This is a genomic window from Parendozoicomonas haliclonae (genome assembly GCF_900174585.1).
Taxonomy (GTDB): domain Bacteria; phylum Pseudomonadota; class Gammaproteobacteria; order Pseudomonadales; family Endozoicomonadaceae; genus Sansalvadorimonas; species Sansalvadorimonas haliclonae.
Genome location: NZ_FWPT01000010.1, coordinates 63,763 through 86,239, shown reverse-complemented (window position 1 = coordinate 86,239; position 22,477 = coordinate 63,763). Strand labels below are relative to the sequence as shown.

Below are 22,477 nucleotides of genomic sequence, written 5' to 3'. Positions count from 1 at the left end.
ATGTGATACGCATCAAGACTTTTTACAATCACTGGTAGCTACAGGTGTAAATACTAGCTAATCAGGGCATATCCACGATCACAGCCAGTCGATTCAGCATGGCCCGCAACGCGGCCGGCTTCACCGGTTTGGTCAGAAAACCAATCTCTTCTGCCCTTAATCTGGCCTTTAACGCCGGTGTGGCATCAGCAGTTACCACCAGCGCAGGGATATCCCGCTCAAGGGCTTCCCGTATCCGGTAAATCACATCAACACCGAAACAGCCATTATCAAGATGATAATCAGCAAGAATGATATCCGGTGAACAATACTCCAACTGTTGAACCGCACCTTCTTCATCAACCGCGGTGACAACCTCACATCCCCATCGACCGAGCAAAGCCTGCAAGCCCTCAAGGATCATTGGGTCATTATCAATACACAACACCTGCAGTCCATTGAGACGGTCCTGCGGTACAGGCCTTGCTTTGCGTAGCGGTGTTTCTGTTTTTTCTCCCACAGGCACGGTTATTGAGAATACCGCCCCTCGCCCTTCTTCCGAACGCAGACCAAGATCATGCTCCAGCACCCGGGCGATACCTCGGGAAATAGCCAATCCCAGACCAAGCCCCTGGGTATCCCGGGAGTCCAGCCGCTGAAAGGCTTTAAACACCTGTTTCTGTTTTTCCTGTGGAATTCCCGGTCCGTTATCCCGCACTTCAATCCGCAACCCGTTGCGGTCTCGACGACAGGCCAACAACACCCGGCTGCCTCCCCCATGGCCGGCATAACGGAAAGCATTCGCGAGAAAGTTCTGGAGAATACGCCGAAGCAGAAGCCGATCACTGGCAATCACCGCCTTGCTGTCCAGCAGACGAAAATCAACCTGATACTGTTCCGCCATCACACCATATTCACTAGCCAGTGGTTCAAGCAAATCATGGATAGGAAAGGATTCAAGGTGCTTGCTGACCTTACCGGTTTCCAGTCGTGAGAGTTCCTGCAGATCTTTTAACAGGCCCTCGGCCGATTGCAGGGCACTGTCCAGTTGCTGCCCCAACTCGCCAACCCGACCATCCTGATACTCATCCACCAGCGTTGACGTGAACAAACGGGCGGCATGCATGGGCTGCATCAGATCATGACTGATGGCGGCATAAAAACGACGCCGTGCGCTATTCGCCTGCTCAGCCTGTCGTTTTGCTTCCAGAAGATCCTGGTTAAGGGTTTCCAGCTCACGGGTCCGCTGCTGTACCCGCACCTCAAGCTGTTCATTGACTCCCTTGAGCTGGTTTTCTACCCGCCGGAACTCGGTGATATCAGTAAAGCTCATAACAAACCCACCGCCCGGCATGGGATTTCCGAGAATCTGGATAACCGTGCCATTGGCATAGGTTCGCTCTGAGCGATGGGCCGTGCCCTTCTGCATCCAGCCCAATCGTTTACGCACATGCTCTTGCGGGCTGCCCGGACCACAACGGCCCTGCTCGGCGTTGTAACGAATCAATTCAGAGATATGCCGTCCGACCCGCACCATGCCTTCCGGGTAGTGAAAGATATCCAGATAGTGCTGATTCCAGGCCACCAGCCGCAGGTCGCGATCTACAACACTAAGCCCCTGGCTGATATTTTCGATAGAGCTTTGCAGCAGTTCGCGGTTGAACTCCAGAACAGAAGAGGCCTCCCCGACAATATTTTCTACATCGTGGAATTCAACACTGGAGCCCTTGATCAGGCTCTTCATCACCAGCCGTGCCGAAGAGGCGCCCAGAACACTGGCCAGCAGTCGTTCATTCATCACCATCAGTTCCGGGGATGCACGACGCTGACGGAATAACCAGCTTTGCTCACCCTCGGCATAGGTTTCAAACAGCTGCCGAACCTTCTCTTCACCGACAAAGCGGGAGACCAGCTGCTCCAGCTCATCCACCCGTATATTCATCCCCGGAAACTCATTTTCACCGGGAACCTGAACATCCAGGAAACGTCCGGCCTGATGCCGCTCCTGCAGGCGCGGCAAAAACAAAAGGGAACCCGCCAGATAAAACACCAGATTCACCAGCAGGCTGACCAGCATACCGGCCGCATTTACACTTTCGGGAAAGTAACCGGCCAACGTATCAACCGGGCCGAGTGTTATGCCAACGGCAGGCAATACCACATAAATAAGCCAGCAAAAACCGCCGCCCAGTATCCCAGCCACCACGCCATAACTGTTGCTGTTGCGCCACAGCAAGCCGCCAATCAACCCCGGAGCCAACTGAGCCAGTGCGGTAAACGACAGGAAGCCCAAACCAGCCAGAGACTGCCCTTCAATCATTCGGGCAAAAGCCCAGGACAACAGCAGAACGACAACAATCAACCCGCGGCGGATATTAAGAAGAACCCCACGCATTTCCCGGTGGGACCCCTTATCCAGCCGGCGACCTCGCAACAGCAGAGGAATCACCACTTCATTGCCCAACATGATGGCCAGAGCAATGACTGAGACTACTACCATGCCAATCGCAGCTGACATACCACCGATATAAGCCAGCAAAGCCAGAGACTGATTGCCCAATCCCAAAGGCAGGCTGATCACAAACGTATCGGGAATCACGCCGGGCATCAGCAGCTGTTTACCCAGGATGGCAATCAAAGGCACAAACAGGGCAATCAAAATCAGGTAAATGGGAAAGACCCGGCGCGCCACCCGGAAGTGCTGAATATCGGCATTCTCTACAACTGTCGTATGGAACTGTCGTGGCAGGCAGAAAAAAGCAGCCATGGAGATTAACGACAGAGCCATCAGATTAAACCAGTCATCACCGCTTGGAGGTGGTAGCTGTACCAACTCCTGCTCCCATCCTGTGGGCGCATTCCAGACCACAAAGATGCCCACTGCCAGAAATGCAAACAACTTGAGTAACGACTCTGCAGCAACTGCCAGCATCACTCCATGATGATGCTCAGTCGCATCAAGGTTCCGGGTGCCAAATAAAATACTGAAACCAGCCAGCACCAGTGCCACCAGCAAAATATTATCCGACGCATCGGGAAGAGAGGTCGCCATACCGGTCAGGTAATACTCACTGTCAGACAGCAGGGTATATCCCATAACAATCGCCTTCAGCTGCAGGGCGATATAGGGAACCACACCCAAGACTGCGACCAGCGTCGCCATTACAGCAACCAGACGGGAGCGCCCGTAGCGCGCCGCCAGAAAGTCCGCAATCGAGGTAATGTTCTCCTGTTTACCCAGCGCAATCATTCGCGCCTGAATACGCCAGAACAGGGTCATAATTAACAGCGGGGCAATATAAATAGGCAGGAACAGCCAGACATTACTGGCGGCCTGACCGACAGCACCGAAGAAGGACCAGGAGGTGAAATAGACAGCCAGAGTGAGGCTGTAAACCAGCGGCTGCCAGCGAGGGCTGCGAAAGCGATGGGAACGATCCCCATACCAGGCAACGGCGAACAGGCCACCGGCATACATCAGGGAGACAAGGGCAATCAACCAGCCATTCATGGGTATTCGTTCTTGTTGTTCTTTTGGAAAATAGTCACCAATTTGCACGATCATGGCAAGGGCGACAGTCATACTGACTATTGTTTGCACCCATCGGTGCAGTCTCTGTCCAACACCCATTCCACATTGCAGAAAGCCCCCAGGACAGAACTATGGCCACCGCCCTCTCCAAACCAAAATCCAACCCAAATCGCCCTACGCGACCAGGTAGCAGCTACGGACTAAGGCAAGGCAGCGCCGGAGGAAGAATGGGTAGATCAACCGTGACCCGTCCCATGACAGCCGCTGTAGGCTTATCGGTCCGAAATATTGAAAACAACCAGGTCACCCTGCCTCAAGATCACCTGAGCCGGTGCCCGGATAACTACACGGATATGGAATATCGGCGTGTGGATAATCTGCTAGCGATTGAGCAGAAGCTGAAAAGACGACAGACCTCGGTGGACGAGCAGAGCCGCTTAAAGAGAAAAAACCGTAACACCGTTGCCTGCTTTCATGGCATATCATCACGCGCAGAACGTAATCAACTGGTCGTAACTCATACCGACGACGAGAAAAAGACCAGAGTTTTACTGGGAAAAAATGTGGCCTGCGCCAGCTTAAAAGGGGCTCGCGACTACCAGGAAGACACCTGTACGGCTGCTCGTTTCACTTTACCGGTCAAGCGTGTCGAGAAACAGTTTCTGTACCATGCCTTGTTTGATGGTCATGGTGGCAAAGACTGCTCGCAATTCCTGAAAAGCCGCATGCTGACTTTGTTCAAAACACGCCTGGAACAATATATCAAGCACTATGGTGGTGACCTGCGCCCGGCCATGTTCAACGCTTTTAAAATCGCATTTACCGATGCTCATTTTGAAGCCATCAAGTCTGGAGAAGGCACCTCGTGTGGCAGCACTGCCACCGTAGCTGTCGTTATCAACCACGGGCCATCCAAAGATCGAGAACTCTGGGTTGCCGCAACGGGTGACAGCCCGGCCATGCTGGTCACACCGTACCGCAAAGTCATTCCCTTAAGCGAGGATGCCTCTCTGGATAACCCTCTCTATATGGAATCAGCTGAGAAAAGGGGCTTGTTCAGGATGGAAGCGGACTGTCGTTACCTATCCAGTCTGGATTCAGAAGAAGGCATCAATATGACCCGCTCACTTGGTGATGGGGATTGTGCAGCCGCCATTTCTGCACGCCCAAAGGTGGTACGTATGATGCTGCCTCAGGAGTCCTCCCAGAAGCACCTTCTGGTACAAGGCTCTGATGGCCTGTTCGAGTTAATCCGCCGTTACGATATGGGTCTGCTGGCCCACAAGCTGTTCACCCAGGCTCGCAACCCTTCTGCGCTGGATATTGCTTCCACACTCGTAGATGTTTCCGATGAAACCACTCTGCAGCATCTGAAAATAACGGGCGAACCAGACCAGCGGGATAATAAAACGGCACTGGTCAGCATTCTGTAATCGCAACAAAGCGCGGTACACTGGCTGTTAGACCAAGGTCTAATGGCCTAATATGCCCAACAAACGTGACAATCCCATTCGTTACGTCATCATTGAAAAACGAAAAATAATAAAAATACATAATCAAAAAAAATAATAAAAAGGAGTGTCTATGCTTACCTCGGATAAGAACGAGCAGACTGCACCCGAAAAAACCAACCCCGAGAATTCAAAACCAATGCTGTTTCCCGTAAGCCCCAAACTGGCTGCCGAAGCGATGGTTGATGATGAAAAATACCGGCAGATGTACCAGCAATCCATCGTCAATCCACAAGGATTCTGGCGTGAGCATGGTCAACGGATCGACTGGTTTACCCCTTTCACCAAAGTTAAAAACGTCTCCTTTGATGACCACCATGTGGATATCAAATGGTTTAAAGACGGCACCACCAACGTCTCCCATAACTGCCTGGACCGCCATCTGGAAACCAAGGGTGATCAGGTTGCGATCTACTGGGAAGGTGATGAGCCCGGCGAGCAGCGGGAAATCACCTACCGGGAGCTGCACGAAGAGGTGTCCCGCTTTGCCAACGCCCTGAAATCCCAAGGCGTACGACAAGGTGATGTCGTCGCCATCTATATGCCGATGGTGATTGAGGCTGCAGTCGCCATGCTGGCCTGTACCCGGATTGGTGCGATTCACTCTATTGTGTTTGCCGGCTTCTCTCCGGAAGCACTGGCCGGCCGGATTATCGACAGTAATGCCAAGATCGTAATTACTGCCGATGAAGGTGTTCGTGGTGGTCGGACAACCGCACTCAAAGCCAATGTGGATGAGGCTCTGACCCATCCTGACATTCGCACTATTGAGAAGGTCATTGTTTATCGCCGTACCGGAGCCGATATCCCGTGGCACAATCATCGCGATGTCTGGTGGCATGAGCTGCAGCAGCTTTCATCTCCACACTGCCAGGCCCGGGAAATGGGTGCGGAAGATCCGCTGTTTATCCTTTACACCTCAGGCTCAACCGGCAAACCAAAAGGCGTTCTGCACACCACCGGCGGCTATCTGGTTTATGCCTCCATGACTCACGAGTATCTGTTCGATTACCGTGATGGGGAAGTGTTCTGGTGTAATGCCGATGTGGGCTGGATCACCGGTCATACCTATGTGGTTTATGGTCCACTGTGTAATGGTGCCACCATTGTGATGCATGAAGGTGTACCGAATTATCCCAGCGTGAACCGGGTGTCCCAGATTGTTGATAAATACAACGTCAACATTCTCTATATCGCCCCAACGGCTATTCGTGCACTGATGGCCCATGACAAGCAAGCCGTAGAAGGCACCAGCCGTAAGAGTCTGCGTTTGCTCGGCACTGTCGGTGAGCCAATCAACCCGCAGGCCTGGCACTGGTATCACCAGACTGTTGGCGAAGGTCGCTGCCCAATCGTGGATACCTGGTGGCAGACAGAAACCGGTGCCGCGATGATTACCCCACTGCCGGGTGCTACCGCTCTGAAACCGGGTTCAGCCACCCGCCCGTTCTTCGGTGTGATGCCGGCGCTGGTCGATAATATGGGCAATATTATTGATGGTCCGGGTGAAGGCAATCTGGTGATTCTGGACAGCTGGCCAGGTCAGGCTCGTACCGTTTACGGTGACCATGAACGTTTCGTTCAGACCTACTTCACCAGCTTCAAGGGTATGTATACCACCGGTGATGGTGCCCGCCGCGATGAAGACGGTTACTACTGGATCACCGGCCGGGTTGATGATGTGATCAATGTCTCCGGTCACCGTATGGGTACTGCCGAGATTGAGAGTGCGATGGTCGCTCACCATCAGGTCGCGGAAGCTGCGGTGGTGGGCTATCCACACGATATTAAAGGTCAGGGCATCTATGTGTATGTCACCCTGAACAGTGGTGTGGATTACTCGTTTGATCTGGCAGCCGATCTCAAGAAGTGGGTACGTCAGGAGATTGGACCGATTGCTACACCGGACATCATCCAGAATGCTCCGGGCCTGCCAAAAACCCGCTCCGGTAAAATCATGCGTCGTATCCTGCGCAAAATTGCTGCAGGCGAGTGTGACAGTCTGGGAGATACCTCAACACTGGCTGATCCCAGCGTTGTTGATCAGCTGATTGCTGATCGGGTAGAGGTTAGTGCCTGATAAAAGTCAGAGTCACTGACTCTCCAAAGGCCCGGTGGGGTGATTGATAAAATCAACGCCTTCCGGGCTTTTTCCTTATACGGCGCTCATCACGATCATAAGGCTTATGACGCTGATCTCGTTTTAATGCCCGCCTTCTGTCTGCCAGTACCCCTTTGGCCCAATGCTCATCGGAGCGCCATTCCTGACAGCGTCCTTTCTGGCGTAATTTTCGATCGGGATCTGCGGCATTAGCCAGTTCAAAATACAGACTCTGCTCATCGAGAAGGTCATCATAGGTTTCGTCATCCAGCACCAGCTCGGCTTTCAAACCGAGAATATGGGCACGCTGGGACAAGGCCTTATGGTTATAACTCAGTCGAATACTGTCTTTGCAAAGGGCGTCTGCCCAACTCAACATAACCTGCAATCGCTTTACAAACTCTTCGGACATTCTGCCTTTGTTGTATTTCACATCCCGAAACGCCAGATTATGCAGAGCCATTGCCTTGTAAAAACAAAACTCTGCCTGATCCTCAATACTGGCACCCGGCTCTAGCTGAAAGGCGATTAGCTTTTGGTACTGACGGCTGTTAAACAACGCATCAATTATTTTCTTCCAGCCTTGCGGGAGCCCCTTTGCTCTTTGCTGAGCGGTAGAAACGTCTCCTGAAATCGCCAAAAGCTGGATTTTTAGAATCTGGATATAGTGACTTTTTTGGTTGGGGTCATTCAAAAGCGGACTCTGTCGTAAAACCTGAGCACAGACCTCAGAGCCACACCCTTTGGCAGACTTAATCAGGCCAAATTCGACATCCCGCAACATCGCATCAGAAAGAGGTTGAGATTTTAATGCCTGAAAACATTGCTAGGCATCCTGAAAATACCTCTGGTGAATTAATGAGAACCCACGACAGCATTCACTTTCCGGACAGGGCCTGACGCGCTCTAAGAGTCTCAGGGTCAGGTTATGATCGCCTTCAGCCTGCACGACTCTGGCCGCCATCAAGTGCATCTGCTCAGGCCAGATGGTCTGACCACTATTGACGACAGTTTCAATGGCTTTATGGAGAATACCTCGGGCATCGGCCGTTTTTTTATCACGCAGGGCCCGATCCAGCTCCATATGCATAAGATCAATATCCAGATCGAGAGTTTTCTTCTCTAGCTCCACACTGGCGATACTGAAGCTCATCTGGGACTCTGTCGGCGATAAAGGCTCACTCTCCCCCTCACCAAAGCCGGAGTCATCATCATGATCAGGGGGATTATCTGCTTCACTGATAACCGAGCAACCGGATATCTGCTGGGTCAGAACGGGAATCTCAGCCGGCACACTCATAAGTGGCAATGACAGCGTCTGGGTCTCTGGGGTCTTGATAAAGAACGCGGTCAGGCATTCTTTATCGCTGGCAGAGCAGTCCGACATATCGACAGTCTTTCCGCCCATCTGGAAAACCGGGAATTTCAGCACTGGACACTCCTTATCCAATGGCTCTTCTAAAACAACTCGGACAGTATTACTGACCGACAGTTCCTTAATTTCCTGCAAAATAAAACGGGATGCTCGAAAGCATCCCGTTTTGTATAGCCTGCCTAACGGCGACGTTAGAGCAGCTTACGTCCTTTCTGGGCGGCAATCCGCATCCGCAGAGCGTTCAGTTTAATAAAGCCAGCTGCGTCTTTCTGATCGTAGGCACCGGCATCATCCTCAAAGGTGGCCACGCTTTCATCAAACAGGGTCAGATCCGACTCCCGCCCCACAACAGTCACATTGCCTTTGTACAGCTTCAGGCGAACACAGCCGCTGACATAGGTCTGGGAGGTATCAATCATGGCCTGCAGCATTTCCCGCTCCGGGGACCACCAGTAGCCGTTGTAAATCAGCTTGGCATAGCGCGGCATCAGCTCATCCTTAAGATGGGCAGCTTCCCGGTCCAGGGTGATCGATTCAATAGCCCGATGCGCTTTGAGCATAATCGTGCCCCCCGGGGTTTCGTAGCAGCCCCGGGCCTTCATGCCGACATAACGGTTCTCAACAATATCCACCCGGCCAATACCGTTGGCACCGCCGACCTTATTCAGATGAGCCAGCACGGTAGCTGGGGACATCTCTACGCCATCAATGGCGACGATATCACCGGACTTGTAGGTGAGTTCGATATAGGTGGGCTCATCCGGGGCGTTTTCCGGGGATACCGACCACAACCACATATCTTCTTCCGGCTCATTCCATGGGTCTTCCAGCAGATCACCTTCATAGGAAATATGCAGCAGGTTGGCATCCATGGAATAAGGTGACTTTCCTTTCTTCTTCTGAATCTCAATGCCGTGCCGATCACAGTAAGCCAGCAACTTGGCCCGGGAGTTCAGATCCCATTCCCGCCAGGGAGCAATCACCTGAATACCCGGCTTGAGCGCATAAGCTCCCAACTCGAAACGAACCTGGTCATTGCCCTTGCCGGTCGCACCATGGGAGATGGCATCGGCTCCGGTCTCACTGGCAATCTCCACCAGCCGCTTGGCAATCAAAGGACGGGCAATAGAGGTACCCAGCAGGTACTCACCTTCATAGATGGTATTGGCACGGAACATCGGGAACACAAAGTCACGGACAAACTCTTCCCGCAGATCTTCGATATAGATCTCTTTAATACCCAGTGCTTCTGCCTTGGCACGGGCCGGCTCGACCTCCTCTCCCTGACCAAGATCAGCAGTAAAGGTCACCACTTCACAGAGGTAGGTGTCTTCCAGCCATTTGGCGATCACTGACGTATCCAGACCACCGGAGTAAGCCAACACGACTTTATTAATTTCTTTCATAAGACAAGCGACTCCGTTGTCCGATCCCGGCTCTTTACAGTGGCGTTAACTGCCCCCTGACGCATTCCCCAAAGAATAAACCGGCTTCATCATTATTATTTAGAGGATAATTGTAGCGAGCGTATCAAACAGCTCCACTTAATTTTTTTTAATCTTTATTAGGATTCCTACACACTGTCGTGCGCCCTGCAAAATTTACCAAATACCCATAACAACACTGACAGCCGAACTGACAATTATACCCCTGCGATTTAATGTTCAAGAGCAGAGCCTGTCGAATATTTTCGGATATTTCTCTCTAGGGAAGGTTATGGCCGCTGCAGCCTCTGATAGCTCAAAAAGACGCTCTCTCTCCAGCTTGCTGGGGATAGGGAAGACTACCGCCGGGGAAGAATCCGGGGGGCGGTTTCATCGTTTTACGGTCAAGACGAAAGCCAGGGATGTAGAACTCTATCTTCACTCCGCTCCCGATACCGAGCAGATCAAAAACGGTATTCAGGCCTTAATCCGTACCCATACCCTAACCGAGTGTTACTCCCCTCACCCCTCTGAGATCCCCCACACCACCATTCAGGGAAAGTCGGCATCACAGTATACAACGGTGAGAGGTGTAGCTGGCGGCAGGTTCTCAGGGTTAATCCACTGTCAGCGTCACGAAAACGGAGATCGCTGTGGGGAGGCCATGCTGAAATTTGGCACGTCGCCACCTGATGTTCAGGTAACCGAGGGAGCAGACAAGCGTTCTCTGGAGAATGAAATTGCCATACTCGGTAAACTTGAGCACCCCAATATTATCGCCATGCTGGGTTATATTCCCGACCAGGGGAACTTCCCCTTGCCAACACTGGTTATGCCTTTCTGCCCTTACAAACTGGCGTTGGCCCGGGATGCCTCCCTGCCGTATGCCAAACAAAAAACGGCCGAGCTTTTTCATGGGCTGGATTACCTGAAACAGCAGCAGATCGTTCATCGGGATATCAAGCCGGATAATTTGCTGGTCAATGCCGGAGGGTGCCTGGTCATTACTGACTTCGGTTTTGCCCGTACGCTTGATGAACAGGGCGAACACAGATCACCTCAGGTTGGTACGCCTTACTATATGGCACCCGAGGCGCAATACCCGACTCACCAACAGCTTTTTGTTTACAGTGACAAAAGCGATTGTTATGCCGCCCAGCTGGTAGCCGCTCAGATCTTTGGATTAGTGGATAACCGGGAACAGCTGCCCGCCTATAAAGTTCCACCAAAATACGTGAGCTGGCATCAACCAGAGGCCTGGCTGTCCAGGCCTGGTCAAATGGGCATGAATATTCAGATGGCTTTACTGCAAACCAGTTTCACCCTATCAAAATGGATGCACAGCAACGTAGCACCCCATGAACAGGGAGAAACAAGATTACTGGCCCACGCCCCAGATAAAAAACCTTATCTGGCGCTGTTAATCGCTGCGGGGATAAGACGGGAGCCAGAAAATAGGCTGGATGCACAGCAGGTTCTGAAAAGTCTTGAGGTGATATCCGAGCCTCAGACATAAAAAAACCCGGCTTTATTCGCCGGGTTTTCAAGGGTCTGCAGAACAGCGTGTGTTTACACGGTAAAGCTCATACCACAGCCACAGGTAGTAGCGGCATTCGGGTTGGTCACGGTAAAGCGAGAACCTTCCAGACCTTCCACATAATCCACAATAGCGCCAACCAGATACTGGAAGCTCATGGAGTCAACCACCATCCGGACACCGCTTTTTTCAATCACGGTATCGTCTTCGGCCAGGGACTCATCGAAGTTGAAGCCGTACTGAAAGCCGGAACAGCCACCTCCCGTGACATAAACACGCAGCATAAGATTGCCATTGCCCTCTTCCTCAACCAGGGATTTCACCTTGGCAGCAGCGCTATCGCTGAAAATAATGGGCTCCGGAACAAAAGTTTCGGCGGCAGACATTCGACCTCCAGACCTTACAACATATTCGGATATTCCCTCATATCCGAGTAAATGAGTCAATTATTACAACTATCTATCTGACAGTTTAGTCAGCGACAACCGCTTCTTCAGCTTCGACCACTTTCTCCCGTGACTGTTCACGGGATGCTTCACGAGATGGCGCGGCAATCGCCTTTGGCTCTTCCTGAACCACGCTGCAGTGCTCCAGGCTGCCATTAACCTGGGCGCCCATAACCATTTCGATCAGGTTGTAATACACATTGCCGGTAATCACGGCCTGGCTGGCCAGTTCCAGCTTTTCGGTGGCGTAAACATCACCTTTCACGGTGCCGTTGATAATGACGTGAGGTGCCTTGATATCACCTTCAACAACGCCACCATCGACCAGACGGAAAGTGCCTTCAGTCGCCCAGATATCGCCTTCAATCTTGCCTTCCACATGCATCACGCCACGGAAGCGGATATCGCCGTGAATTTCAGTGCCGTCAGCAATCAGCGTGGTTGTGTCACTATTGGCTGATGCCATCTTGACCTGATCTTTCTTACCCCACATACCCTAGTCAGACTCCTCAACAAACCATTCAAACGTTTTTTTAATGACCTTCCGTGACGGGCTGGTCAACTGAATCGACACTTCCATCGCCTCCGGTTCAAAACCTTCCGGCAACTCCAGAGTGCCCCAGGCACTGTCTCCGGGGAGACGCTGGAAGTACTGGAAGCCAAGGCTCTGACCGTTCTTTCCTTTCATCCCGGACAACTGCCCGAGGGTGTACGAAACCTTTTTGCCGTCTTGAAAGCCATCAATGCGGGTCTGCAAAGTTCCGCGCTGCTGCTTGTGTTCCTTGGCATTCTGCACCACCACAATCTTCCACTGGAATTTGCGTGGCACCGGCGTCGCCAGCAGCTCAAAGCTCTGTACGCTGACACCCTGATCGGACTTCGGCTCCATAATCCCGCGATAGAAACGCAGATCGCGGGACAGAATGCTTTTCTCTTCCCTCAGTTTGACCAGCTCAAGGCGGATCTCTTCAGCGGCTTCCCGGCTGACCCAGGCTCCGCGCTCCAGAATGGCCACCTTGCGCTGCAGCTGATCAAGCTCCTGCAGATGCGTGCCGTTTTCCGCCTTTGTGCTGGCCAGCTCGGAACGCAGGATGGTCAGCTCTTTGGTAGCAAAGGTAATACCCAGGTAAAAACAGGTAATAGCGGCACCGACAAACAGCAGCCCGACCAGCAGTTTGATACGTAGCTGATGGGACGGATCATGGTGCACCACCAACAATCGCTTGCCACCGTTGGCAGCCGATGCAGTTTGCTTCGAGCCCCCACGAAACCAGTTTTTCAATTCACCTATCCTCTAAGGCGTGTTGAGCTTCAAGGAAGTAAAGCCACCTGACCCAGCCCCTCACTTTCAGGATGGTCAAACATAATATTCATATTCTGTACGGCCTGACCGGCAGCACCCTTGACCAGATTGTCGATCACCGAAAGGACAACAACAGTATCATTATTGCCGGGACGATAAACCGCGATCCGACAGTGGTTTGCCCCACGAACGCTGCGGGTCTCCGGCAAGCTGCCTTCCGGCATAACATCAACAAAAGGCTCATTGGCGTAGGCCTGTTCATACAGGGCCTGAATATCCGCCAAAGAGTGTGATTCCGGGTTATTTAAGCGTCCGTATAGTGTCGCATGAATGCCACGAATCATCGGCAGCAGATGAGGAACAAACGTGAGCTGGTTCACGCCACCGGCAGACATCATCGACAACCCCTGTTCAATCTCGGGCTGATGCCGGTGCCCACTCACTCCATAGGCATGAAAGGAATCCCCGGCTTCGCAAAGCAGGGTACCAACATTGGCACCACGGCCCGCGCCACTGGCACCGGATTTACAGTCAGCAACCAGGCTCTCTTCCTGCAACAGCCCTGCATCCAGCAAAGGCTTAAAGCCCAACTGAACCGCAGTGGGGTAACAACCAGGATTGGCGACCAGACGGGCCTGACGAATAGCGTCCCGGTTCACTTCCGGCAAACCGTACACGGCTTCGCCCAGCAGTTCCGGACAGGCATGCTGCATTTTGTACCACTGCTCCCAGACACCGACTTCACGGATACGAAAATCCGCCGCCAGATCAATAACCCGCACTCCACGCTCCAGCAGCGCAGGCACCTGCTTCATGGCAACGCCATTGGGTGTCGCGAAGAACACCACATCGCAGGCCGCCAGGGTCTCAACGTCCGGTTCGGTAAATGGCAGATCCAGATGCCCGCGCAGATTGGGAAACAGTTCACTGACCTGCTTGCCGGCCTCGCTTCGGGAGGTGATCGCCTGCAACTGGACAGCGGGATGCTGAACCAACAGTCTCAGCAGCTCAATTCCTGTGTACCCTGTACCACCGACGATGCCAGCCTTAATCACGTTCCCTCACCTGTTATCACTGTTCGAGTGTGCGCCATTATAAACAGTGGCACCCCGGTATTGCAGTAGTCATATCGCAGGAATCCCGGTTGCGTCCGCATGATTCCCACACTTTTCATGGTAGAATTGAAACCTTCACCCATTGACTCTCTCACTGATTGCGAAGCATTCATGCTCCCATCCCCACCCGATCTCAATCGTTTTCGGCATAAACTGGCGACTCTCGAAGCCCTGCCTCAACTCGCTCTTCTTGGTTTAATTGCCGGCATTGTCACCGCGTTGGTGATTGCGCTGTTTCGGGAATTAATTACCCTGCTGACGGCACTCTTTATCAATGACCCCACCGGCCTGGCGTTTGAAAAGCTCCCCTGGCAGGTACGCCTGCTTCTGCCCCTCGGTGGTGCTGTGCTGATTATCGGGATTGCCCAGTTCAGCCACCGCAAATATCACCGGGTCGGCGTTGTTCATGTGATTGAGCGTCTGGACTGGCACCAGGGCCGGCTATTAATGGGCAATTTTCTTAATCAGTTTTTTGCCGGTGCTGTGGCCATCTCGACCGGACATTCTATTGGTCGGGAAGGACCAGCCGTGCATCTTGGGGGTGCCTCGGCCAGCCTGATGGGTCAATGCCTGCGCCTGCCCAATAACAGTCTGCGGCTGCTGGTCTCCTGCGGCGCAGCGGCTGCTATCTCGGCTGCCTTTAATACTCCGGTAGCCGGTGTCATCTTTGCTTTGGAAATCCTGCTACTGGAGTTTTCGGTCACAACACTGTTGCCGATTATGCTCGCTTCCGCTTGTGCCGCGACCCTAAGCCAATGGTTTTATGGAGCTCAGCAGGGTTTTCAGGTTCCCCCGATGACCGTGAATCCTATTGATGAACTTCCGCTGGTGATTATGCTGGGCATTGCCATGGGACTGCTGGGAACACTGTTCTGTCGGTTGATCACCTTCAGTAATAAAAAGACTCTTCATCTTTCTCCAAAGGTTCGACTGCTTCTGGCTGCCGCAGTAACCGGCATTCTGGCGGTACCTGCTCCTGCCATTATGGGCGTGGGTTATGACACGATTAACCTGTTGATGCAGGAATCACAGCTGCCGTTTTTTCTGGCTGTCGTACTGGGCTGCAAACTTGCAGCAACGGCATTCAGCGTTGGCCTTGGCGTACCCGGCGGATTAATTGGCCCGACCCTGTTTATCGGTGGTATTGGCGGTGCACTGGTGGCAACGCTCACCTCTCAGGCTTTTGGCCTAAAAACCGGTAATGAAGGTTTTCATGTCATGCTCGGCATGAGCGCGATGATGGGTGCCGTTATGCAGGCTCCGTTAACGGCACTCGTAACCGTGGTGGAACTCACCCGAAACCCGGAGCTGTTATTCCCTTCACTGGTCGCCATCGTTATTGCCACCCTGATTGCCAGTCTGCTGATGAACCACAAGGGTGTGTTTGAACAAATCCTCGACTCCTGGGGTTTTGATCGGGTGAAAGATCCGCTGCGTCAGGCTCTGGGAAAAGAAGGTGTGGTGAGCATGATGGAGGCGCGGGTTTTGCCTTTGGACCGTTACCAACCGTTCAGCACACTCAAGGATAAACTGATCGATTCCACAGAATGGCTGCTTATTTACGATGATATGCGCCCGAAAGCGATTATGGCCTGCAGTGAAGCTCTGCGATTGCTGGAGCAGCCCGATGAAGATTTATTAATTGATGCGGCGCTGAATCAAAAGACCGGCCAGCTCGATCTGATGCGGATACCTGCACACAGAATGGAAACCGGTGCTATTTCCCCGCGTTCAACAGCACTGCAGGCGCTGGAGCTGATGACCTCACGGCAAATCGACAGTCTGTACGTGTGTGCAGATAAAAATAATAAAACCAATCCGCAGCCCCTAGGCATTATCACCAGAGAGAGTCTGCAGCAGCATTATCGGTTATAGTAGGCAGCAATAAGAACACGACAGGGGGAGCTTTATGATCCTTTGGGTGAAAGCCTTTCACATTATCGCAATGGTCTGCTGGTTTGCCGGACTGTTTTATCTGCCGCGGCTGTTTGTCTATCACGCCGAGACCACTGATGAGGCAGGACGTGAGCGATTCAAGATTATGGAGCGCAAACTCTACCGGGGCATTATGCTGCCATCCATGCTGGCAACAATCATTCTCGGAAGCTGGTTACTACACCTGGTACCGGGTTATATGGAGCAGGGCTGGATGCATGCCAAGCTGACGCTGGTTGTACTTCTGATTGGTTATCACCATATGTGTGGCGCCTACATGAAGAAGTTTGCCCAGGATGCCAATACCAAGTCCCATAAATTTTTCCGGTACTTCAATGAGGTTCCGGTGCTGTTTTTGCTGGCGATAATTATTCTGGTGGTAGTCAAACCATTCTGAATGCCCGGAGCTGTTGATGCTTTGAGATAACCGATCACAAAGCATCAACGGCCTCTGAAAGATTTACGCCTTCGCGCTTATTTACCCAACTTCCCCAAATTACTGAACCAGTTGACGAGCCTGATGCCAAAGCCTTCCTGAGCCGGCTGTCGCGGTTGGTACATATGCAGTTGTCGCATACCCTCTTCTATTCCCTGTACAGCTCCTGCACCTGATACAGGAGGGGCGACTATAACCGGTCTCACAGCTTGCTGCTGCAATGCCATGTGTTGCTCTAACTGGAGCTGCTCCTGCCGCGCCTGTTCAATATCCAGCTCTTTTTGCTGTTCCTCTGCTTCCATAAGTTCACCCAGATCCTCAGGACCACCAACATCTCTCATCATCTGAACCAAAGGTTGTTTGGTAATCGGATCAGTGTCACCTCCCTGCAGCAAACGTTCACTGCAGGCGCGGCAGTAGATTTTCGACAGTTCACCATTACCCAGCAGAAAACGCATGGCATTACGGCTGCGATCCTGACTGGTAAACGTCTGGAAGCAAACGTTACAAGCTCCCCCAACATTGAGAGGATCAATATGTTTGACCGCACTCGTAGCGGAAGAGCTGACTGGAGGCGTGACCACATTTATTGCTGGAGCTGGCTGTAGCGGCATGGCAATAAATGGTAAAGGGGCCGGTTGCACAAACAACCCCCGAAACTCAGTCAGCTGATTCCGGATATACGGCAGATCAATTTCACCAGCCTGAAGGAGAAGCACAGCAAAAGAGAGCAGCTTTCTTTTGAGCCAGTCTTCGGTTGTCAGAGCAACCGGCTGCGGTCTTGCTTCCTCTTCACCACGCTCTCCACCAGCATCATCATCCAGCTCTGGGTTTTCCTGTGGAGCTATTGCGTTCTGCGCAGCATCAATAGCCTGAGAGAAGTAAGGAAATGACTTCTCCAGTACCAGCTCGGCAATGAATCGGCCAAACGCCATCGTATCCATCTGCACAGCGCTCACAGCCTGAGGGTACATATCCTCCGGAGAGAACAGGAAGTGAGCAAAAGGCATATGGCTGGCGGTGATACGCGCGGCCATCAATGAAGTACAAACAGCTGCCCCCACCTCATTAATACGAATATTGGCAGGCAATAGCGCTGTTTTTACGGTGGCATTATCGATATGACTCAGGACAATATCTTTTCCATGCAGCCACTCAAGGGCAGCAGCCGTCTGAATCAAGACTTCCAGCTTTTGTCGAACCGGCAAATCGGTTCCTGGCTGAAAAGCCTCCGCCATGGACGAGGAAACCTGCGGCAAGACCAGACCAGCAAGATCACCATCAAACTCATCGCCGGAATGAAGCAATACGCGATCAACAGCAGGAATAAATTTCGGCCGGGCCAGTGATGAACTCAGCCGATCAAGAGCCTGATAGAACGCCAGCTCATTCTGCCGAGCTTCGAGTGTAATATCCTCTCGCCACAACTTCAGGCTTTTAGGAACCGTATGCCCCGGAAGAGTAGCAGTGTGATAAAGAGAGAAGTCATCCTGACTGTTCACATGCCTATCAGGTTCTACCTTTTGAAAGTAAACACTCTGGTAAGGATAACCTCTGGGAATAGAAACCAATGTGGCTTCCTGAGCCTGCATCTCTTCCCACCAGGTTGAAAGCTGTTCACTGGTTTGCCTGACTTGATCCCGGCTGGGCAGACGCGCAGGGTAATGATGGCCATAGGCCGAGTTCAGTACCTCGTATGACAGCTCCCCCGCCTGCCGCATTCTTTCGGTCACGGCCATCAGCCAGTGGTTATGTGACATTTTTCCTGAGTCACTGTTACTGACAAAGCGGTAGGTTCTATAAACCGACTGCATATAGCTTTTGATAGAACTGCCATCCCGGCTCGTGACGCCCACAAGCAGATCATAAATATCATAACGGCCAATAAAATTTTGCGGTGGGCTTTTTAGATCAAGAACGGTCAGACGATCAACAAACTGTTTCAAAAGTGGCTCAGGCAGTGCAGATCCTCTAATCGAGCTGGCGTACCCTTTCATAATATGAGCCATAGCGCCTTTCACGAGATTTTTGGGCATCCCCGCCAGAATTTTTAGCATCCTATCCACTTCCGGCGATTCACTGGGGTGCTGTGTGGGATTCCCCCGCCAATACTCCGATAGCTCTTGCAGCTGATTCCAGGGAACACCGGCAAGATAAGCCCAATAGAAAACGTCACGCAGCTCCAACTGCCAGGTCAGCTTTTTGTATTCTTGGTAAGCCGACTCGTTATAAGACTCTGCTTTTTCTGGGAATGGCAAACCTTCGGCTCCTGAGGAGGTCACTAGCGTTTGCGTCTTTCTTTCAAGCCTCCGATAAAAAGCAACGAGCATTTCCAGATCGGGATTACGAATATCATCCGAACTATGAAACTCTTCGGTGAGAGACTGAAGTCTGGTTTCGTCTATCGGATAAACCGGTGGGTCTTCACTTTTATCGTAAACATTGTAATACGGGGTAAAGAGAGGCTCGGGAAGTGTTTGACTGGCCTCTAGGGTTTTACTTGCCGAGGGTTGTGGTTTAAACAGCAGCCAGCGTATGTCGGAATCATCAGAATCCGTTTCTGTCTCAATCAACAGATCGCGCCAGATCCGTGTACTCTCGTCATGACCAGCAGCAACGACAAAGGGCTGCTTCCGGTTCAACTTGTACCAGCTGCGTCCATCGCCTTTATCATCTTTACGTTTTTGCTCTTCAGGTATTGCTGTGAGAGTGGCTGATACTCTGGCAAGCGGGGCGGTGAAACTGATCTCATCAACAGAATCATGGAACACCTGAAAAGATTGGGCACTGTCTACGTCAGGAAGCGTATCCGTCACACCTCCCAGAAAACCGGCCTCTGTTAATCTTTGCTGGATAACCTCAGTCAGAGGATGTCCATCGGGCAATCTGACGGAAAGGCCAAAAGGCCCCTTCAAAATCAACAGCGTTGAAATCCCAGCAGACGAAAGCTGAGATGTCACCAATAGCAATAGAGGTATAAGCAGTGTTGTTAAAATCCCCCTGCAAACTGCCAGCGGCCTAGGCGTCATTGTGTCTGCCCTGCTTTTCACATTGTCTGGGAAGACGTGCAGGTATAGTTGTAATTATTCAGACCGACAACAATGGTTTTGGCCTAAAGAGGCCGCCGTTTGGCAGCCCCTTTAAAAGTAATCAGACTTCTCTGATCTCATAGTCGTGAGTAATCTCTACGCCAGCCTTGCCCAGCATAATCGAGGCAGAGCAGTATTTGTCGGCAGACATTTCAACCGCACGCTTTACGTGAGTCTCTTTCAAATCACGACCGGTCACCACAAAGTGCAGATGAATCTTGCTGAACACGGCAGGAACCGCATCAACCCGCTCAGCTTCCAGATCAACAACGCAGTCGATCACATCCTGACGGGCTTTCTTGAGAATACTGATCACATCAACAGATGAACAGCCACCAACAGCCAGAAGAATCATCTCCATTGGACTTGGAGCAGATTCCGTACCGCCAATCTTGGCAGTGGTGTCCATCATAATGGAATGACCACTGGCAGAACGGCCGGCGAATCGCATACCGTCAACCCACTTTACTTGCGCTTTCATAACCTGTCTCTGGATCGTTTTCCGTCAGTAACTGATTAAAAATTGTACGACGTTTAATTTTAGACAACGATGTTCCGATAACTGGTAAGTCATAGTTTGTTATCGGCAACCGGTGTGTTTTACCATAGTTTCCATAATAACAGCTATGAGATGGAAATCTCATTTAGCGCTATTTTTCGGGACAGGGACTCGACATGAATATTCAACACGATAAAGTGTTACCTACTCGAAGAATAAGCACTAAACGAGGGTATGGGCTCAGTCATTAAGTGCGAGCTCTCAAACCAAATATAAGAAGCAATGTGGGATCTGCCTTGATGGTGAGAAAACCACGGCATGACCGGAATGTCTTTAAATGGTAGTACGTACGCGACATATACCCCCAGAAAGTAAGGAGCGCCTTGAGCGGTTCCTTAATCACTGCCATATCCACCACTATCGGTCACGCTGCAACATCATCAGTGCTGGCGATCCGGCTGATACTCTCTACTACATACTGGACGGCTCCGTCACAGTCTTCGTAGAAGACGACGATGGTCGTGAAATCATCATCACTTATCTCAACCGTGGCGACTTCTTCGGTGAGCTGGGTCTGTTCCTCAGCGAACTGGATACCACCCGCTCAGCCTGGATCCGCGCCCGCACTCACTGCGATATCGCTGAGATCAGTTACTCTCGAGCACGGGAGCTGGCCAGAGAATTCCCGGATATTCTTTTTGAGATCAGCAGCCAGATTGCCAAGCGCCTGCAGATTACCACCCGTAAGGTCAGTGATCTGGCATTCCTGGATGTGACCGGCCGTGTGGCCCGCACTCTGCTTGATCTATGTGAGCAACCCGACGCCATGACCCATCCCGATGGCATGCAGATTCGCGTGACCCGTCAGGAGATCGGCCGGATTGTTGGCTGTTCCCGCGAGATGGTGGGCCGGGTTCTGAAAAACCTTGAAGATGAAGGCATGGTCTCCGTCAAAGGGAAAACCATGGTAGTTTTTGGGACCCGATAGACGTATCATCCGTCGCCTTTTCAAGGATTGCTGAACAGGTGACGGTTGCCGCGATGAGCTCCCACGACAACAGCGCCGGTCTCTCCGCCGGTGCCACTCTTCCCGAACAATACGATTCTCTGCTGGCGAACAAGGTTGAAAAGCTGCAGCAGCTGATGGCTGACTTTCAGCCACCTGCGCCAGAGGTCTTTGCTTCCGCCCCTGAACATTTCCGTATGCGTGCCGAATTCCGCATCTGGCACGAAGGCGACAAGGCCAACTACATCATGTTCGATCAGGCCACCCGTGAGCGGATTGCCCTGACGCAATTCCCGGTTGGTTCCACCCGTATTAATGAACTGATGCAGCCGCTGCTAGAAGCCGTCTGCGAACATGACACTCTCCGCCGGAAGCTGTTCCAGATTGAATTCCTCACCACCCAGACCGGCGAAGCACTGGTTTCCCTGCTCTACCATCGTCAGCTGGATGAGGCCTGGAAAGAAGCCGCTCGCCCGCTGCGGGAAAAATTTGGTGTCGATATTATTGGTCGTGCCCGCAAGCAGAAGCTGCTGCTGGACAAAGACTGGGTCACCGAAGAACTGACTGTTGATGGTGAAACCTGGCGTTACAATCAGGTGGAAAACAGTTTCACTCAGCCAAACGCAGGCATTAATGAAAAGATGCTGGGCTGGGCCAAGGATGTGACCACCGGTTGTTCCGGTGATCTGGTTGAACTCTACTGCGGCAACGGTAACTTTACCTGTGTGCTGTCCCGCAATTTCGACCGGGTTCTGGCGACCGAGATTTCCAAGTCTTCTGTTCACTCGGCACAGATCAACTTTGAAATGAACAATGTTGAGAACGTGACTATCGCACGGATGTCCAGCAAGGAGTTCACTCAGGCTCTGAATAAGGAACGTGAGTTCCGCCGCCTGAGTGATGTGGATCTGGACAGCTACAACCTGAGCACCATTCTGGTTGATCCACCGCGGGCCGGTCTGGACCCAGCCACGGAAGCTCTGGTGCAGCGGTTTGAGACAATCGTTTATATCTCCTGCAATCCGTTAACTCTGCAGGACAACCTGAAAACACTGACTCAGACCCATAAGATCGAACGTCTGGCTCTGTTCGATCAGTTCCCTTACACCGACCATATGGAAACCGGTGTACTACTGACCCGCAAACCGGTGACCGAGTAACACTCCGACTGCTAGACTGGAGCAAAAGC

Annotated in this window: 17 protein-coding genes; 7 read left to right on the top strand and 10 right to left on the bottom strand. The window is 52.0% G+C overall.

Going from position 1 to position 22,477, the window contains the following annotated elements; genetic code table 11:
• Window positions 1–61: 61 nt before the first annotated feature.
• Entirely contained in the window at window positions 62–3,562 is a 3,501-nt protein-coding gene (locus EHSB41UT_RS19130; protein ID WP_207626707.1) for a PAS domain-containing hybrid sensor histidine kinase/response regulator, read from the bottom strand.
• A 176-nt stretch (window positions 3,563–3,738) separates the two neighbouring features.
• Between EHSB41UT_RS19130 and EHSB41UT_RS19125 the strand changes: the two genes are divergently transcribed.
• Complete coding sequence (locus EHSB41UT_RS19125; protein WP_165767337.1) at window positions 3,739–4,944, top strand: PP2C family serine/threonine-protein phosphatase; 1,206 nt, start codon at window positions 3,739–3,741, stop codon at window positions 4,942–4,944.
• A 217-nt stretch (window positions 4,945–5,161) separates the two neighbouring features.
• A complete protein-coding gene (gene acs / locus EHSB41UT_RS19120; protein ID WP_087112581.1) occupies window positions 5,162–7,102 on the top strand; it encodes an acetate--CoA ligase in 1,941 nt (646 codons plus the stop codon).
• A gap of 52 nt (window positions 7,103–7,154) precedes the next feature.
• Here acs and EHSB41UT_RS19115 read toward each other — a convergent pair whose 3' ends face one another.
• The 3 genes from EHSB41UT_RS19115 to EHSB41UT_RS19105 all read right to left on the bottom strand — a co-directional run bounded on the left by EHSB41UT_RS19115 (window position 7,155) and on the right by EHSB41UT_RS19105 (window position 9,904).
• Window positions 7,155–7,817, bottom strand: a complete 663-nt coding sequence (locus EHSB41UT_RS19115) for a hypothetical protein (RefSeq protein ID WP_133060581.1) — start codon at window positions 7,815–7,817, stop codon at window positions 7,155–7,157.
• 132 nt (window positions 7,818–7,949) lie between these two features.
• A complete protein-coding gene (locus EHSB41UT_RS19110) occupies window positions 7,950–8,555 on the bottom strand; it encodes a hypothetical protein (protein ID WP_087112466.1) in 606 nt (201 codons plus the stop codon).
• Between the two features lie 134 nt (window positions 8,556–8,689).
• Window positions 8,690–9,904, bottom strand: coding sequence for an argininosuccinate synthase (locus tag EHSB41UT_RS19105; protein WP_087112465.1), 1,215 nt, complete (start codon window positions 9,902–9,904; stop codon window positions 8,690–8,692).
• Window positions 9,905–10,214: 310 nt separating this feature from the next.
• Here EHSB41UT_RS19105 and EHSB41UT_RS19100 point away from each other — a divergent pair, with 310 nt between their 5' ends.
• A complete protein-coding gene (locus tag EHSB41UT_RS19100; protein WP_087112464.1) occupies window positions 10,215–11,438 on the top strand; it encodes a protein kinase domain-containing protein in 1,224 nt (407 codons plus the stop codon).
• Window positions 11,439–11,491: 53 nt separating this feature from the next.
• Here the strand turns inward: EHSB41UT_RS19100 and erpA are convergent, their stop codons facing one another.
• The 4 genes from erpA to argC form a co-directional block, all read right to left on the bottom strand.
• Window positions 11,492–11,845, bottom strand: coding sequence for an iron-sulfur cluster insertion protein ErpA (gene erpA / locus EHSB41UT_RS19095; protein WP_087112463.1), 354 nt, complete (start codon window positions 11,843–11,845; stop codon window positions 11,492–11,494).
• Window positions 11,846–11,930: 85 nt separating this feature from the next.
• On the bottom strand, window positions 11,931–12,398 hold the full coding sequence (locus EHSB41UT_RS19090) for a bactofilin family protein (RefSeq protein ID WP_242667362.1): 468 nt from the start codon (window positions 12,396–12,398) through the stop codon (window positions 11,931–11,933).
• 3 nt (window positions 12,399–12,401) lie between these two features.
• The gene (locus EHSB41UT_RS19085) at window positions 12,402–13,187 is read right to left on the bottom strand and encodes a DUF6776 family protein (protein WP_087112462.1); all 786 of its coding nucleotides are present in this window, start codon (window positions 13,185–13,187) and stop codon (window positions 12,402–12,404) included.
• Window positions 13,188–13,216: 29 nt separating this feature from the next.
• Complete coding sequence (argC, locus tag EHSB41UT_RS19080; RefSeq protein ID WP_087112461.1) at window positions 13,217–14,263, bottom strand: N-acetyl-gamma-glutamyl-phosphate reductase; 1,047 nt, start codon at window positions 14,261–14,263, stop codon at window positions 13,217–13,219.
• Between the two features lie 171 nt (window positions 14,264–14,434).
• Between argC and EHSB41UT_RS19075 the strand changes: the two genes are divergently transcribed.
• Complete coding sequence (locus EHSB41UT_RS19075; RefSeq protein WP_165767336.1) at window positions 14,435–16,198, top strand: chloride channel protein; 1,764 nt, start codon at window positions 14,435–14,437, stop codon at window positions 16,196–16,198.
• Between the two features lie 37 nt (window positions 16,199–16,235).
• Window positions 16,236–16,655: a protoporphyrinogen oxidase HemJ gene (hemJ, locus tag EHSB41UT_RS19070; protein ID WP_242667370.1), complete on the top strand. Its 420-nt coding sequence runs from the start codon at window positions 16,236–16,238 to the stop codon at window positions 16,653–16,655.
• A 77-nt stretch (window positions 16,656–16,732) separates the two neighbouring features.
• Here the strand turns inward: hemJ and EHSB41UT_RS19065 are convergent, their stop codons facing one another.
• Together EHSB41UT_RS19065 and EHSB41UT_RS19060 are read right to left on the bottom strand one after the other, a co-directional pair.
• Entirely contained in the window at window positions 16,733–19,609 is a 2,877-nt protein-coding gene (locus tag EHSB41UT_RS19065) for a serine/threonine protein kinase (protein ID WP_133060580.1), read from the bottom strand.
• 235 nt (window positions 19,610–19,844) lie between these two features.
• A complete protein-coding gene (locus EHSB41UT_RS19060) occupies window positions 19,845–20,264 on the bottom strand; it encodes an OsmC family protein (RefSeq protein ID WP_087112457.1) in 420 nt (139 codons plus the stop codon).
• A gap of 355 nt (window positions 20,265–20,619) precedes the next feature.
• Here EHSB41UT_RS19060 and crp point away from each other — a divergent pair, with 355 nt between their 5' ends.
• The gene (gene crp / locus EHSB41UT_RS19055) at window positions 20,620–21,270 is read left to right on the top strand and encodes a cAMP-activated global transcriptional regulator CRP (RefSeq protein ID WP_087112456.1); all 651 of its coding nucleotides are present in this window, start codon (window positions 20,620–20,622) and stop codon (window positions 21,268–21,270) included.
• Between the two features lie 38 nt (window positions 21,271–21,308).
• Window positions 21,309–22,448 (top strand): tRNA (uridine(54)-C5)-methyltransferase TrmA, encoded by a 1,140-nt coding sequence (gene trmA, locus EHSB41UT_RS19050; RefSeq protein WP_278248165.1) that lies wholly within the window; start codon window positions 21,309–21,311, stop codon window positions 22,446–22,448.
• Window positions 22,449–22,477 lie beyond the last annotated feature (29 nt).

Excerpts from the sequence above, each read along its gene's own strand:
- EHSB41UT_RS19130 (WP_207626707.1), bottom strand. The coding sequence starts at position 3,562 with ATGACTGTCGCCCTTGCCATGATCGTGCAAATTGGTGACTATTTTCCA.
- EHSB41UT_RS19125 (WP_165767337.1), top strand. The coding sequence starts at position 3,739 with ATGGGTAGATCAACCGTGACCCGTCCCATGACAGCCGCTGTAGGCTTA.
- acs (WP_087112581.1), top strand. The coding sequence starts at position 5,162 with ATGCTGTTTCCCGTAAGCCCCAAACTGGCTGCCGAAGCGATGGTTGAT.
- EHSB41UT_RS19105 (WP_087112465.1), bottom strand. The coding sequence starts at position 9,904 with ATGAAAGAAATTAATAAAGTCGTGTTGGCTTACTCCGGTGGTCTGGAT.
- EHSB41UT_RS19100 (WP_087112464.1), top strand. The coding sequence starts at position 10,215 with ATGGCCGCTGCAGCCTCTGATAGCTCAAAAAGACGCTCTCTCTCCAGC.
- erpA (WP_087112463.1), bottom strand. The coding sequence starts at position 11,845 with ATGTCTGCCGCCGAAACTTTTGTTCCGGAGCCCATTATTTTCAGCGAT.
- EHSB41UT_RS19090 (WP_242667362.1), bottom strand. The coding sequence starts at position 12,398 with ATGTGGGGTAAGAAAGATCAGGTCAAGATGGCATCAGCCAATAGTGAC.
- EHSB41UT_RS19075 (WP_165767336.1), top strand. The coding sequence starts at position 14,435 with ATGCTCCCATCCCCACCCGATCTCAATCGTTTTCGGCATAAACTGGCG.
- EHSB41UT_RS19060 (WP_087112457.1), bottom strand. The coding sequence starts at position 20,264 with ATGAAAGCGCAAGTAAAGTGGGTTGACGGTATGCGATTCGCCGGCCGT.
- crp (WP_087112456.1), top strand. The coding sequence starts at position 20,620 with ATGGTAGTACGTACGCGACATATACCCCCAGAAAGTAAGGAGCGCCTT.